The 13,534-nt window shown below is 71.2% G+C and carries 14 protein-coding genes; 1 reads left to right on the top strand and 13 read right to left on the bottom strand.

Annotated elements, in window-relative coordinates; translation table 11 throughout:
* Positions 1 to 27: 27 nt before the first annotated feature.
* The gene (gene ligD, locus ACTMTU_RS03320; RefSeq protein ID WP_441261883.1) at positions 28 to 1,041 is read right to left on the bottom strand and encodes a non-homologous end-joining DNA ligase; all 1,014 of its coding nucleotides are present in this window, start codon (positions 1,039 to 1,041) and stop codon (positions 28 to 30) included.
* Between the two features lie 54 nt (positions 1,042 to 1,095).
* Between ligD and ACTMTU_RS03315 the strand changes: the two genes are divergently transcribed.
* A complete protein-coding gene (locus tag ACTMTU_RS03315) occupies positions 1,096 to 2,166 on the top strand; it encodes an ATP-dependent DNA ligase (protein ID WP_441261882.1) in 1,071 nt (356 codons plus the stop codon).
* Here the strand turns inward: ACTMTU_RS03315 and ACTMTU_RS03310 are convergent.
* The 12 genes from ACTMTU_RS03310 to ACTMTU_RS03255 form a co-directional block, all read right to left on the bottom strand.
* Positions 2,155 to 3,387, bottom strand: a complete 1,233-nt coding sequence (locus ACTMTU_RS03310; RefSeq protein ID WP_441261881.1) for a lytic transglycosylase domain-containing protein — start codon at positions 3,385 to 3,387, stop codon at positions 2,155 to 2,157. The genes ACTMTU_RS03315 and ACTMTU_RS03310 overlap by 12 nt on opposite strands.
* The gene (locus ACTMTU_RS03305) at positions 3,384 to 4,139 is read right to left on the bottom strand and encodes a hypothetical protein (RefSeq protein WP_441261880.1); all 756 of its coding nucleotides are present in this window, start codon (positions 4,137 to 4,139) and stop codon (positions 3,384 to 3,386) included. Before ACTMTU_RS03305 ends, ACTMTU_RS03310 begins: the two co-directional genes overlap by 4 nt.
* 20 nt (positions 4,140 to 4,159) lie before the next feature.
* A complete protein-coding gene (locus ACTMTU_RS03300) occupies positions 4,160 to 4,687 on the bottom strand; it encodes a hypothetical protein (RefSeq protein WP_441261879.1) in 528 nt (175 codons plus the stop codon).
* Positions 4,688 to 4,752: 65 nt separating this feature from the next.
* On the bottom strand, positions 4,753 to 5,385 hold the full coding sequence (locus ACTMTU_RS03295) for a hypothetical protein (protein ID WP_441261878.1): 633 nt from the start codon (positions 5,383 to 5,385) through the stop codon (positions 4,753 to 4,755).
* Between the two features lies 1 nt (position 5,386).
* The gene (locus ACTMTU_RS03290; RefSeq protein WP_441261877.1) at positions 5,387 to 5,878 is read right to left on the bottom strand and encodes a hypothetical protein; all 492 of its coding nucleotides are present in this window, start codon (positions 5,876 to 5,878) and stop codon (positions 5,387 to 5,389) included.
* Positions 5,875 to 7,149, bottom strand: a complete 1,275-nt coding sequence (locus ACTMTU_RS03285; RefSeq protein ID WP_441261876.1) for an MCE family protein — start codon at positions 7,147 to 7,149, stop codon at positions 5,875 to 5,877. The genes ACTMTU_RS03290 and ACTMTU_RS03285 overlap by 4 nt, the downstream gene beginning before the upstream one ends.
* A complete protein-coding gene (locus ACTMTU_RS03280; protein WP_441261875.1) occupies positions 7,149 to 8,324 on the bottom strand; it encodes an MCE family protein in 1,176 nt (391 codons plus the stop codon). Before ACTMTU_RS03280 ends, ACTMTU_RS03285 begins: the two co-directional genes overlap by 1 nt.
* The gene (locus ACTMTU_RS03275) at positions 8,321 to 9,430 is read right to left on the bottom strand and encodes an MCE family protein (RefSeq protein ID WP_441261874.1); all 1,110 of its coding nucleotides are present in this window, start codon (positions 9,428 to 9,430) and stop codon (positions 8,321 to 8,323) included. Before ACTMTU_RS03275 ends, ACTMTU_RS03280 begins: the two co-directional genes overlap by 4 nt.
* A complete protein-coding gene (locus ACTMTU_RS03270) occupies positions 9,427 to 10,470 on the bottom strand; it encodes an MCE family protein (protein WP_441261873.1) in 1,044 nt (347 codons plus the stop codon). The genes ACTMTU_RS03275 and ACTMTU_RS03270 overlap by 4 nt, the downstream gene beginning before the upstream one ends.
* Complete coding sequence (locus ACTMTU_RS03265; protein WP_441261872.1) at positions 10,467 to 11,498, bottom strand: MCE family protein; 1,032 nt, start codon at positions 11,496 to 11,498, stop codon at positions 10,467 to 10,469. The genes ACTMTU_RS03270 and ACTMTU_RS03265 overlap by 4 nt, the downstream gene beginning before the upstream one ends.
* Complete coding sequence (locus ACTMTU_RS03260; RefSeq protein ID WP_441261871.1) at positions 11,495 to 12,733, bottom strand: MCE family protein; 1,239 nt, start codon at positions 12,731 to 12,733, stop codon at positions 11,495 to 11,497. Before ACTMTU_RS03260 ends, ACTMTU_RS03265 begins: the two co-directional genes overlap by 4 nt.
* Positions 12,730 to 13,533 carry an MlaE family ABC transporter permease gene (locus tag ACTMTU_RS03255; RefSeq protein WP_441261870.1) on the bottom strand — a complete coding sequence of 268 codons (804 nt, stop codon included), beginning with the start codon at positions 13,531 to 13,533 and terminating at the stop codon, positions 12,730 to 12,732. Before ACTMTU_RS03255 ends, ACTMTU_RS03260 begins: the two co-directional genes overlap by 4 nt.
* Position 13,534: the final 1 nt, after the last annotated feature.

The raw sequence follows: 13,534 nt of genomic DNA, 5'->3' as shown, positions 1-13,534 counted from the left end.
GCGGCCGGGCCCGGCGCGTGCGCCCGCTCAGCCCGCCGGTTTCTTCGCCCGGCTCGGCTGCACCCGCTTCGGTTCCCCCGGCATCTTCGGATAGTCCGGCGGGTACGGCAGGTCGCTCAGCCCGTGGTCGCGCTCGTCCTTCCGCGACAGTTCCAGCAGGCTGTCCAGCGAGAACGCGTGGTCGTCCATGTCGGCGTGCACGTCCCCCAGTTCCGCGTACCGCCCCGGCATCGTGGCCAGGTCGAAGTCCGAGGGGGACACGTCTTCGAGTTCGTCCCAGCGCAGCGGGGCGGACACGAGCGCGTTCGGGTTCGGGCGGACGGAGTACGCGGAGGCGATCGTGCGGTCGCGGGCGGTCTGGTTGTAGTCGACGAAGATCCGCTCGCCGCGCTCCTCCTTCCACCAGGCCGTGGTGACCCGCCCCGGCATCCGCCGCTCGAGCTCTCTGGCCGCGGCGATGGCGGCGCGGCGTACGCCGGTGAACTCCCAGCGGGGTTCGATCGGCACGAAGACGTGGACGCCGCGGCCTCCGGAGGTCTTGGGCCAGCCGCGCAGGCCGTGCTCCTCCAGCAGGGGGCGCAGTTCGAGGGCGGCCTTGACGGCGTCCTTGAAGTCGGTGCCGGGCTGCGGGTCGAGGTCGATGCGCAGCTCGTCGGGGTGGTCGACGGCGTCCCTGCGTACGGGCCAGGGGTGGAAGGGCAGCGTGCCGAGGTTGGCGGCCCAGATCACGGCGGCGACCTCGGTGGGGCACATCTCGTCCGCGGTGCGTCCGCTGGGGAAGGAGATGTGGGCGGTCGGGATCCAGTCGGGGAGGTACTTGGGGGCGCGCTTCTGGAAGAAGGACTCGCCTTCGACGCCTTCCGGGTAGCGTTCGAGGGTGGTGGGCCGGTCGCGCAGCGCGCGCAGGATGCCGGGCCCGACGGACAGGTAGTACTGGGCCACGTCCAGCTTGGTGAATCCCCGCGCGGGAAAGTAGATCTTGTCCGGATTGGACAGCCGTACGCTCCGCCCGCCTGCTTCCAGTTCCACCGCTGCACCCATGTGGGCCACGGTAGGCCGAGCACGGTTATGCCGCATATCGGGCAGAATCGACCCATGGATCTGCCCGTGATGCCGCCCGTGAAGCCGATGCTCGCCAAGGCCGTGAAGAAGATTCCGCCGGGAATGCACTACGAGGCGAAATGGGACGGCTTCCGGGCGATCGTGCACCGTGACGCGGACGAGCTGGTCATCGGTTCCCGCACCGGCAAGCCTCTCACCAGGTATTTCCCTGAGCTGGTGGCCTCGCTCTCGGAGAATGTGCCCGCGCGCTGCGTCATCGACGGGGAGATCGTCATCGCGCACGAAGGCAGGCTGGACTTCGACCGGCTCACGGAGCGTATCCATCCGGCGGACTCCCGGGTGCGGATGCTCGCCGAGCGGACGCCGGCCAGCTTCGTCGCCTTCGACGTGCTCGCGCTGGACGACGAGTCGCTCATGGACGCCCCGTTCAGGGCGCGCCGGGAGCGGCTCGAGGAGGCCCTCGCGGACGCCCGGCCGCCGGTGCATCTCACGCCGACGACCACCGACGTCGAGGTGGCGCAGCAGTGGTTCGACCAGTACGAGGGGGCGGGGCTGGACGGCGTCGTCGCCAAGCCGCTGGATCTGCCCTACCGGCCGGACACCCGGCTGATGTACAAGGTCAAGCACGAGCGCACCGCCGACGTCGTCGTCGCCGGCTACCGCTTCCACAAGAGCGGCCCGGTCGTCGGTTCGCTGCTGCTCGGGCTGTTCGACGACTCGGGGGCGCTCCAGCACGTCGGCGTCTGCGCGGCGTTCTCGATGAAGCGGCGCGAGGAGCTGGTGGCGGAGCTGGAGCCACTGCTCATGGATCCGGTGGACGGTCACCCGTGGGCCGCCTGGGCGGAGGAGAGCGCACATGCGAGCGCGCGGCTGCCGGGAGCGCCGAGCCGCTGGTCCGGGAAGAAGGACCTCTCGTGGGTGGCATTGCGGCCCGAGCGGGTGGTGGAGGTGGCCTACGACCACATGGAGGGTGACCGTTTCCGGCACACCGCGCAGTTCCGGCGGTGGCGCCCGGACCGGGACCCCTCCAGTTGCACGTACGCGCAGCTGGAGGAGCCGGTGAGCTACGACCTGGCCCAGGTGCTGCCGCCGTCAGGCGGGTGAGCAGGGGTCGTCGCCGGGATCCGGGCCGTCGTCCGGGCCGGGCGGCGGTATGGCGGGCGGAGCCGGTGACTCGCCCGGCGGCTCGGACGGGGACGGTGTGGGGCAGTCCGGCCCGGAAGGATCGGGGGACGGGTCCGGTGAAGGATCCGGCGAGGGGTCGGGGGACGGGGCGGGCGACGGATCCGGTGAGGGGTCCGGGGAAGGATCCGGCGACGGGGCGGGCGACGGATCCGGATCGGGCACGCTCGGCCGTGGCCGGGGACTCGTGTCGCGGGTCGGCGAGGGCACCGGCGCCGGGGCGCCGCCCGGCGGTCCGATGATGATGTCGCCGCCGGCCCCTCCCTCACCGTCGCCGCCGTCGCCGACCGGCCGCTCGGCCGGTGTGCCGCCGCCGGCGCCCGGGCTGCCGGGGACCACGCCCCGGCCGTCGGCCACCGGATGGACGCCCTTGCGGTAGAAGTCGAGCCAGGCGAGCACCGTGCGCAGGTATTCCTGCGAGTGGTTGTAGCTGAGGATCGCCCGGTCCAGGTGGGCCTTGACCGCGAGGCTCCGATCGCCCGCGCAGAGATACCGGCCGGCGGCGAGCGCGGCGTCGTGGATGTTGTTGGGGTCCCTGCGGCCGTCGCCGTTCGCGTCCTGCCCCCAGTTCGCCCAGGTGGACGGTATGAACTGCATCGGTCCCACAGCACGGTCGTACCGGGTGTCGCCGTCCCAGGCTCCGCTGTCGGTGTCGGCGATGTGCGCGAAGCCGTTGCCGTCGAGGACCGGGCCCAGGATCGGCGAGAGGGTGGTGCCGGCGGCGTCGACGCGGCCGCCGGAGGCCTGCCCCGACTCCACCTTGCCGATGGCGGCGAGCAGTTGCCACGGCAGTCGGCAGCCGGGGTCGCTGCGCCCGATCCGTGCCTCGGCGCCGCGGTAGGCGGCGAGGACGGTGGCCGGGATGCCGGACTCGGCGCGGACCGGGTCCACCTGCACGGCCGGTCCCGAGCCGGGTACCGGCGCGGGCGGGACGGGTACGGCCAGCGGCGGCAGTTCGACGTGGTACGAGTCGTCGTTGGGTGTGACCGGCCAAGTACCGGCGTCCGACGCGCTGTTGCCGTCGGCGGCGGGAGGCGGCGGTACGAGTCCGGGCGCCTGCGAGGCGGTGAGCGCCGTCATGGCGGCGACGGCCGCCGCGGTCCCGGCCAGTCCGCGGCGCAGCCGCCTGCCGCCGGGCGTCATGAGCCGGATCCGAAGGTGTCGATGCCGGCGATGCGCCAGGTGCCGTCCTTGTGGACGGCGTCCACGGCGAGCATGGCGGCGGCGTACGTCGTCTCTTCCTTGGTCGCGGTGCGCGTGTTGCTCTGGTCGGCGTAGACGAGGACACGGGCCCGGTCCTCGTCGATCTGTTCCACGCCGCTCCCGGTGACGGTGGTGGTCAGCACCAGCTTCTGCTGGGGGCCCTCCTTGACGACGGCCGCGAGCATCTCGCCGTGCTGCTGGACCGCCCGGCCGGTCAGGTGCGTCTTCGCGGCCCGGTCCAGCGCGCCGGCGTCGGCGAAGTTGTAGGAGAAGACGGCTTCCACGGCCGTGGTGACCTGCCCCTTGACCTCGCTGGTGCGGGCGATGTCGGTGAGGGCCGTGTTGCGCGCGGCGGGCCGGTCGCGCAGGTCGTCGGCGCGGCCGGCGGCGAAGGCGGCGAAGCCGCCGAGGAGGACGGTCAGTACGGCGAGGACGGCCAGCGGCACGTTGCGTCGGGCCCGCGCCCTGCTCGGGGAGGCTTCGCCGTCCGGTTCCGCGCGGCCGGGTTTCCCTTTCCCCGCATGGGGCGCCCCGTCCTCGGCCCGTTCGCCGCGTTCCCGTCCTGGGGGCCGCTCCCGGCCCTGGGTCGTCGTCGCCGCGCCGCCGGACGGCGGCGCGGCCGTGGTGCCTGCGGCGCGCGCGGCGCCGGCGAGCCGGCGCTGTCTGTTGATGAGGTGCCGGGTCGTCGACATGTCGGGAGTCCTCTCGGTGGTTACTCGGCCGCGCTGTTGCCGACGGGCGCCTGACCGAGGGCGCTGAGCTTCCATCCCTGCGGTGTGCGGGTCAGCTCGGCGAGCATCCGGCTCTCCTTGCGGGCCGGTTCGCCCTTGGGGGCGTTCACGGTGATCCGCAGGGCCACCATCAGGCTCGCCCGGCCGGCCCTGTCGTCGAGTTCCGTCAGCGCCGCCGACAGCACCTCGGCGCTGGTGACCGTCCTCGCCTCCTGGATCTGCCGCTCGAACTCGCCGCGGCCGTCCACGAGTTGCCGGTGCAGGTCGCCGGTGGCGGAGTCCTCCCAGGTGTCGAGGCCGCCCTTGAGGTCCCGGTGGTCGAGGGTGTTCATGTTCTGTACGGCCTGACGGCCGGCGGCCAGGGCCTCGTCGCGTTTCTGCGCGAAGGCCAGGGAGTCGTCGTGCGCCGCCCCGTACCAGGACCAGCCTCCCCAGCCGGCGAACGCGGCCGCCACGACGGTCAGCGCGAGAGCCGCCGCGACCACCGGGTTTCTCGTCGTCCGTGCCATGTGCCCCTCTTCCTTCTGTCGGTGGACCGAGGTCGGGGCCACCGCTGTCGTGCCGCTCCCGGGTGTCACCGGGACGTGATGTCGACGATCCGCCAGTGCCCGTCGCCGAGTTCGGCCGTGACGGACAGCTGGGCGGGGGCGGTCGTGGGTGCTCCGCCCTGCCGCTGGGAGACCTGGTCGAGGAAGACCAGGAGCTGTGCGCTGCCGCCGTGCAGCCGGGTCACCCCGGCACGTACGACATGGGTGGTGAGCGTCAGCTTCTGTTCGGCGGCGCGCCTCTCGACCTGGCCGAACAGCTCCGCGTACTGCCGGGCCGCCTTGCCGGCGAGCAGTTGGCGCGCCGCCTCGCGGGTGGCTCCGGTGTCACCGGGGGTGTAGGAGAAGACCGACGTCAGCGCGTTGCTGACGTCGCCGGTGACGCGCGCGGTGGCTTCGGTGTCGGTGAGCGCCCGATTGTCCGCGGAGGAGGCTCCGGTCAGCTGCCCCGCTCTCAGCAGGAACAGGGATCCGCCGGTCAGCAGCGCCAGCACCAGGGCGGTGACCACCGGGGCCCGCCATCGGCGGCGTCCGGCAGGGCGGGCGTCGGACGGCCCGGCCGGGGGTTCACCGGTCCGCGCGGGCCGGTGGCTCGGCCCGGGCACCGCCGTGGTGACGTCCTCGCCGGTGCTCATGACCGCTCCCGCCTCGTCGCCTCGCATGTCACACCCCTCCGACCGGGACCGCTGCCAGGGACCGGACCTTCCAGCCGTCGGCGGTACGGGCGAGGGTGGCTTCCAGCCGCTTGCGTTCGGTGTTCGGCGTCCCGCCGCCGGCCGTGTCGGTCTCCACCTCGACGGTGGCGATCAGTTCGGCGGTACCGGTCCGGTCGTCCAGCGTGGTCAGGGCCGCGTCGGTGATCCGGGCACGCGCGGTCCGGCCCTCCTTGGTCTTCGCCTCTCGCAGTTCCTCGCGCAACGGTCCGGTGGAGGCGTCCAGCCACCGGCGGAGCCCCGCTTCGGGCTTCCGGCCGTCGAAGCCGGTGAGGGTCTCGACGTGCCGCTTCCCTTCGGCGAGGACCGCGTCGCGGGAGGCGGCGAAGGCCAGCGACTCGTCGCCGTCGGCCCGTGCGTAGCTCCAGCCGCCGAACGCGCAGAACAGCAGGGACAGTACGACGGCTGCCCGGGCGGCGAGCCCCGCTCCGACTTTCCTCATGGCGCGACCTCCAGTCCCAGCAGCCCGCTCATGCCGGAGGCAGAGCCGGTCACCGGCGGCAGGCCGAGCGCCCCGGGCTGCGTCGCCCGTCTGTCGCCGTCGCCGGTGCCCGTACCGGACGCCGAGGACGCGGTGCCGGGCCGTGCGGGGTCGGGCACCGGGCCGCCGGAGGGCGCGTTCGCGCTGCCGCGGACGTTCTTGCCGCTGCTCGGCGGAGAGGTGCACCGTGCGGCGGTGTTGGTGGTGGCGGCCGGGGAGGTGTCGAGGCCGTTGCGGTAGACGGTGGAGCCGTATCCGTCGGTGCACGGCAGCGGTTCGAAGAAGGTGACCGACATGCCGAACCGTGCTCCCTTGCCGGTGACGGCGGTGGCTCCCGCGGCGGCGACCGCCGGCAGTTTCACCAGGAGTTCCTCGATTCCGTTCTGCCGGGTGACGGCGACCTCGGAGGTGGTGAGGAGGTTGGCCACGACGACGCCGAAGGCCGGGTCGAGGTCGCGGAGCAGCCCGCTGATCTGTCCCGCGGCGCCGGGTGCGGCGGCGATGAGCTCGCGCAGGTCGGTGTCCGAGTCCTTCAGTTGGGCCGCGAGTTCCCTGGCGCCGCCCGCGAAGTCCTTGAGTGCCCTGCCGTGTTCGATCTGGGTACGCAGTACGGTCTCCCCTTCGATCATCAGCCGGGTGTTGACGGGCAGTGCCTCGTCGGCGGCGAGGACGAACTCGTTGCCGTTGTCGAGCAGCACCTGGAGGTCGTCGCCGCGGCCGTTCAGTGCCGTCCCGAACTCGTCGACGACGGTGCGCAGGGATTCCAGGTCGACGGACGAGGCGAGGTCGTCGACGCCGGTGAGGACGTCGGTGACGGGTGCGGGCAGGCGGGTGGAGGCGCGGGCGATGACCGAGCCGTCCTCCAGGTAGGGGGCGTCGTCGCCGGCCGGCCGCAGGTCGATGTACTGCTCGCCCACGGCGGAGAGGTTGGCGACCACCGCTTCGAGGTCGGCGGGGATGCGCGGGGCGTCGTCCTTGATCCGCAGCTCGGCCTCCACGCCGTCCCGCGTGAGCTCGATGTCGCCGACCCGTCCGACGGACACTCCCCGGTAGGTCACGTTGGAGTGTGTGAACAGGCCGCCGGTCTGGGCCAGTTCGACCTTGACGGTGTAGTGGTCGCGCATGCCGGCGAGGTGGCCGAGGTCGGCGTAGCGGACGCCGACGAAGCCCAGGACCAGGACGGCGATGACCAGGAACGCGAGGTTCTTGAGGCGGATCGCGGTCGTGAGCATCAGCGGTTCCCTCCGTCCCGGCCGGTGGTGCCGGTGACGGCGGGGAGCGGCAGGGGCGTGGTGCCCCTGGCCCGCGCGGCGGCCGGCTCCTCGTCGTCGGGGACGAACTCGGGGATGATCGTCGTGCCGGGGGCGGCCGTCACATCGAGGTAGACGTTGAGGTAGTCGCCCTTCACCCCGCGCAGCACCTCGTCGGTGAACGGGTAGGTGAGCAGCACCTGGAGGGAGTCCGGCAGGTCCTGGCCGGAGTCGGCGAGCGCCTTGAGGGTCGGCGCGAGGGCCTTCAGGCTCGCGATGGTGTCGGCCTTGGACTTGTCGATCGTGTCGACGGCGACGGTGGACAGGGTGCCCAGCGCCCGCAGCATCGTGAGCAGCGAACCGCGTTGTTCCTCCAGCACCTTCAGTCCCGGACTCAGCCCGGTGAGGACGGTGCCGACCTGCTGCTTGCGGGTGGCGAGGGTGGCGGCGAGCCGGTTGACCCCGTCGAGGGCGGCGGTGATGTTCTCCTTGTTGTCGTCGAGGCTGGTGACGAGCGTGTCCAGTCGCTTCAGCAGGGAGCGGACCTTCGGTTCACGACCGCCGATCGCCTTGTTGAGCTCGGTGGCGATGGTCTTGATCTGGTTGACGCCGCCGCCGTTGAGCAGCAGCGACAGCGCGCCGAAGACCTCTTCCACCTCGGGGTTGCGGTTGGTGCGGCTCATCGGGATGGCAGCGCCGTCGGCGAGGGTGCCCTGTGCGGCCGCGGCCTTGGGGGGCGGGGTGAGCTGGATGTACTTCTCGCCGAGGAGGCTGGACTGTTCCAGGTGGGCGTAGGCGTTGGCGGGCAGCTTCACGTCTCCGGCGACCCGCATGGTGACCTTCGCGGACCAGTCGTCCCGGTTGAGCGTGATCCCGGTGACGCGGCCGACGGCGACGTCGTTCACCTTCACCGACGACTGGGGGACGAGGCTGAGCACATCGGCGAACTCGGCGGTGATCTCGTACGGGTCGCTGCCGAGGTCGGCCCCGCCTGGCAGGGGCAGTTGCTCGATGCCGGAGAACTCGGGCACCGAGCAGCCGGCTGCCGACAGGGTGAGTCCGAGTGTCAGCGCGAGGGCGGCGGCGCCGCGCCGGCGGGTCCGTGCGGCGGCGGGGCGGGCGGCCGTGCCGGCCGGGACGGTTCGGGGGCGGTTCAACGGGACTCCCCCTTCCTGTTCTCGGGGGTGCCGTAGACCGTGCCGACCGGCGGCAGCGGCAGGGCCGGGAGCGCCTTTCGCCGTGAACCGTCCACCGGCACGAGTCCGGCCGTGGACACGGTGTCGGGCGGGACGGTGATCTCGGGGCCGTAGCTGAGTTCGTTGATGTCGGCGCGGCCGTTGAGGGTGCGGTTCACCGGGTCGTACGCGTTCAGCGCGTTGCCGGCGGCGAGCGGGGCGGTGTCCATGGCCTCGGCGAGGGACGCCCGCTGGTCGACCAGGGTCCGGGTCAGCGGTACGAGCGCGTCGACGTTCTTCTTGAGGCTGCCGCGGTTGTCCTGGATGAAGCCCTTGACCTGGCCGAGCGCCGTGCCGAGTTCCTTGAGCGCGGCGCCCAGATTCTCCTTGTCTTCGGCCAGGAACCCGGTGACGGAGGCCAGTTGTTTCTCGGCCTTGCCGACGTTGCCGTCGTTCTTCTTCAGCATGGCGGTGAAGGACTGGAGGTAGGACAGGGTGGCGAACAGGTCGCCGCTGCTGCCGTCGAGGGTCTTGGCGGCCTTGCCGAACTGCTCGATGGAGTCACCGATGGCCTTGCCGTTGCCGTCGAGGTTGGCCGCGCCGGTGTCGAGGAGGCCGGCGAGCGCGCCGTCGGCGTTGGCACCCTCGGGACCGAGGGCCGTGCTGAGTTCGGTGATCGACGCGTACAACTGGTCCACCTCGAGGGGCATCGCGTTCCTCTCGGCGGGCAGCACCGCGCCGTCCTTCATCCGTTCGCCGCCGGTGTAAGCGGGGGCGAGCTGGATGTAGCGGTCGGCGACGACGCTCGGTGCCACCACGACGGCGTGCGCGTCCTTCGGGACGTGGACGTCCTCGTCGAGCAGCAGGGTGACTTTCACCTTGTCGCCCTCGGGCCGCACGGTGTCCACGGTGCCGACCTTCACTCCGAGGACGCGCAGGTCGGATCCTTCGTAGACGCCGGTGGCCCGGTCGAAGTAGGCGGTGATCCGGGTGGTTCCGGACTCCTTGAGGGCCATCGCCCCGGACGTCCCGGCGACGGCGACGACCGCCAGGCCCGCGCCGATGCCCACGATGCGCTTGAGGTTCATGATCCTCCGCCCTTCGCGGTCGGCTTCGGGGGCATGCAGCCGGTGGCCGGCGGTGTGCCGGCGGGCAGGTAGTTCTTGGGGACGAGGCCGCAGACGTAGGTGTCGAACCAGCGGCCGTTGCCGAGGGTGTTGCCGACGAGCCGGTAGTACGGCCCGGCGAGGGCGAGGGTCCGGTCGAGCTTCTCCCGGTTCTTCAGCAGGACGGCGGTGACCTTGCCGAGCGCGTCGAGGGTCGGTTTGAGCTGCCGCTTGTTGTCCTGGACGACTCCGCCGAGCTGGATGCCGAGGCTCTTGGTGCCGGTGAGCAGCGCGTGGATGGCGTCGCGTCTCGACCTGATCTCGCCGAGGAGGTCGTTGCCGTCCTCGAGCAGCAGTTCGAAGCTGCTCTTCTTCCCGTCGAGGGTCTTGGTGAGCTGTTTGCTGCCCTTGAGCAGTTCGGCGAGCTGCGCGTCGCGTTCGGACACGGATCTCGACAGTGCGGCGAGGCCGATCGCCGCGTTGCGGACGTTCGGCGGGGAGTCCTTGAACGTGTCGGTGATCGTCCTGAAGCTCTCGGCGAGTTTCGCCGTGTCGATCTTCCCGAAGGTCTCGCCGAGCCCGTTGAAGGCCTGGGTGACGTCGAAGGGCGAGGTGGTGCGGCTGCTGGGGATGGGTTCGGCGGGGTCCTGGGTGCGGGTACCGAGCGGGTCGACGGCGAGGTACTTGTCGCCGAGGAGGGTCTTGATGGCGATGGCCACGGTGCTGGAGTTGCCGATCCAGGCGTCCTTCACCGAGAAGTCGACCCTGACCCTGGCACCGGCGAGGGCCACGGCGGTGACCTCGCCGACCTTGACGCCGGCGATGCGCACCTCGTCGCCCTCGTCGAGGCCCGCGGCCTCCGTGAAGTCGGCTCTGTAGGTGGTGCCGCCGCCGACGAAGGGCAGGGCGTCCGCCTTGTACGCGGTGATGCCGAGCAGTGCGAGGACGACCAGGCCGACGAGGGCGACGGCGACGGGATTGCGTTCTCTCACGGACCGCCGGCGGAAGCGGAAGGTTTTCATCCGCGACACCTCGACTCGGTGATCCCGATTCCGGTGGGCGGCGGGCTGCCGTCCCACGTGGCGACGTCCGTGACCCTCGCCTCGCAGAGGTAGAGGTTCAGCCACGATCCGTAGGAGGCGAGGCGGGTGATGGCCTGCATCTTGGCGGGTGTCCGCTCGAGGAACTCCTCGATGCGGGGTGATCCCTTGTCCAGCTGCCGGGAGAGGCGGCCCAGCTCCGCGATGTCCTTCTTGAGGGGTTGCCGGCCGTCCTTCAGGAGGTCGGCGGTGACGGTGGTGAGGTCTGCCATGGCCGCGACGGCCTCCCCGAGAGGTTTGCGGTCGCCGGAGAATCCGCTGACCAGTTTCTGGAGGGTGACCACGAGTTCGTCGAAGCCCGCCTCGCGGTCGTTGACGGTCTTGAGGACGGTGTTGAGGTTCTTGACGACCTCACCGATGACCTTGTCCTTAGCGGCGACGGTGCCGGTCAGCGAACCGACGTGTCGCAGGATGCTGTCGACGGTGCCGCCCTCGCCCTGCAGCACCTGGACGATGGATCCGGCGAGGTCGTTGATCTCACCGGGCGACAGACCTTCGAACAGCGGCTGGAAGCCGTTGAACAGCTGGGTCAGGTCGAGAGCGGGGGTGGTGCGCTCCAACGGGATGGTGCCGCCCGCGGCGAAGGCGCGGCCGACCGGCCCCGTCCCCTGGTCGAGATCGATGTAGCGCTGCCCGACCATGTTGAGGTATTTGATCGACGCGGTGACCGAGGCGGGCAGAGTGCGGCCCTTCTGGACGTTGAAGGCGACCTCCGCGACCCGGCGCTCGACGACCTTGACCGACTCGACCTGTCCGACCTTGACTCCCGCGATGCGCACGCTGTCGCCGGGGACGAGTCCGGTCGCGTCGGTGAAGCGCGCCCTGTAGGGGGACGTCTCGCCGACCGAGGTGTTGGCGATGCCGAATGCGAGAGCGGTGGTGGCGAGGACCGTCACCACGATGAACGCGAGGGACTTGACCAGCGGTCCCGCGAGAGAGCGGCGTTTCACTTGAGCGTCACCTCCGCACCGCGGTAGACGGGACCGGTCAGCACGCTGCTCCAGTCGGGCAGCGCGTCCGGGGTCTTCTTCAGCTCCAGCGCCATCAGTTCGTTGACGAGCCGGTTCTCCTGCGGCGAGTTGGGCAGGCCGAGGCTCTCGGCGGCCGCCCGCGCGGCGGCGGGGGCGGGCCTGCCGGTGTAGGGGACGGCGTAACAGTGCGGTCCGCCGCCGCTGTCGTAGGCCGGGGTGTCCTTGCCGGGCACGTACTTGCCCAGCGAGGGCACGGAGGTCACGTCCACATGGAGCCCCGGCTCGTCGGTGCCCTTGCCGAGGGCCTTGTCCATGGCGGGTACGAACCCGGCGAGGGTGCGCAGGGTGCACGGGAAGGAGGACGAGTACTCGGCGAGCAGTTCGAGGGTGGGCCGGCCGGCGGCGGCCAGCCGGATCAGGTTGTTCCGGTTCTTTCGGAGGAAGGAGGTGAGGTCCTGCGCCGATGTGGTGGCCGCGCCGTACAGTCCGGCGAGCTGTGCCTGCTGGTCGGCGATGGTGCCGCTGGTGGTGGTGAAGTCGGTGAGTGCCTGGAGCACGTCGGGGGCGGCGTCCGCGTAGAGATGGCTCACCTCCACGAGGTGGGCGATGTCCCGGTTGAGCACCGGCAGTTGGGGGTTGAGCTTCTTCAGGTGTCCCTCGAGGGTGACGAGCGTCTCGCCGAGCTGGTCGCCGCGGCCCTGGAGTGCCTGGGAGACGGCGGTGAGGGTGGCGGACAGCTTCTCCGGCTTGACGGCGGTCAGCAGCGGGAGCACGTTGTCGAGGACCTGCTCCAGTTCGACGGCGTTGCTCGAGCGGTCCTGGGTGATGGTGTCCCCCGCGCCGAGCGTGCGCGCGGAGGTGGTGCGGGCGGGCGGCACGAGGGCGACGAAGCGCTCTCCGAAGAGGGTCGTCGGCAGCATCTGCGCGGTGACGTCGGCGGGCACCCGCCGGAGCTCGTCCCGGTCGACGGCGAGGGTCAGCCGGGCTCCGGTGCCGTCCGCGCGGATGTCGCGGACCTCACCGATGACGACGCCGCGCAGTTTGACCTCGGCGCCCCGGTGCATCTCGTTGCCGGCCGCACCGGTGAGGACGGTGACGGTGGCGTCGTCGGTGAACTTCTTGTCGTAGACGGCCACCGAGAGCCAGATGAGCAGCACGGGCACGAGCAGGAAGGCCACGCCCGCAAGCCGTCTTCTTGCCGTGTGCGCGGTCATCCGGCCACCTTCACCGTCGTGGTCGCGCCCCAGATGGCGAGCGAGAGGAAGAAGTCGGTGACGCTGATCAGCACGATGGCGTTGCGTACGGAGCGGCCGACGGCCACGCCCACACCGGCCGGGCCGCCGGAGGCGCGGAAGCCGTAGTAGCAGTGCGCGAGGATCACCATCACGCTGAAGATCAGCACCTTGAGGATCGACAGAAGGACGTCGTCCGGGGAGAGGAAGAGATCGAAGTAGTGGTCGTAGGTGCCCGCGGACTGGCCGTTGAACAGCACGGTGACCCAGCGCGAGGCGAGGTAGGAGCTCAGCAGTCCGATCGCGTACAGCGGGATGATGGCCACGACGCCGGCGATGATGCGGGTGGTGACCAGGTAGGGCATGGACCGTATGCCCATGGCCTCGAGCGCGTCGACCTCCTCGTTGATGCGCATCGCGCCGAGCTGGGCCGTGAAACCGGCGCCCACCGTGGCGGAGAGGGCGAGGCCGGCGACGAGCGGCGCGATCTCCCGGGTGTTGAAGTAGGCGGAGACGAAGCCGGTGAAGGCCGAGGTGCCGATCTGGTTGAGGGCCGCGTACCCCTGGAGTCCGACGACGGTGCCGGTGAACAGGGTCATGGCGATCATCACGCCGATCGTGCCGCCGATGACGCCGAGGCCGCCGCTGCCGAACGCCACCTCGGCGAGGAGGCGCTGGACCTCGCGCAGATAGCGGCGCAGGGTCCTCGGGATCCACAGGAGGGCCCGTACGTAGAAGATGAGCTGGTCACCGCCGCGGTCCAGCCGGCCGAGCACGGACATC

The organism is Streptomyces sp. OZ13 (assembly GCF_052068155.1).
In the GTDB taxonomy this organism is placed as follows: domain Bacteria; phylum Actinomycetota; class Actinomycetes; order Streptomycetales; family Streptomycetaceae; genus Streptomyces.
The sequence above is the reverse complement of the archived record's forward strand: the minus strand, read 5'-3'. Positions and strand labels throughout refer to the sequence as shown.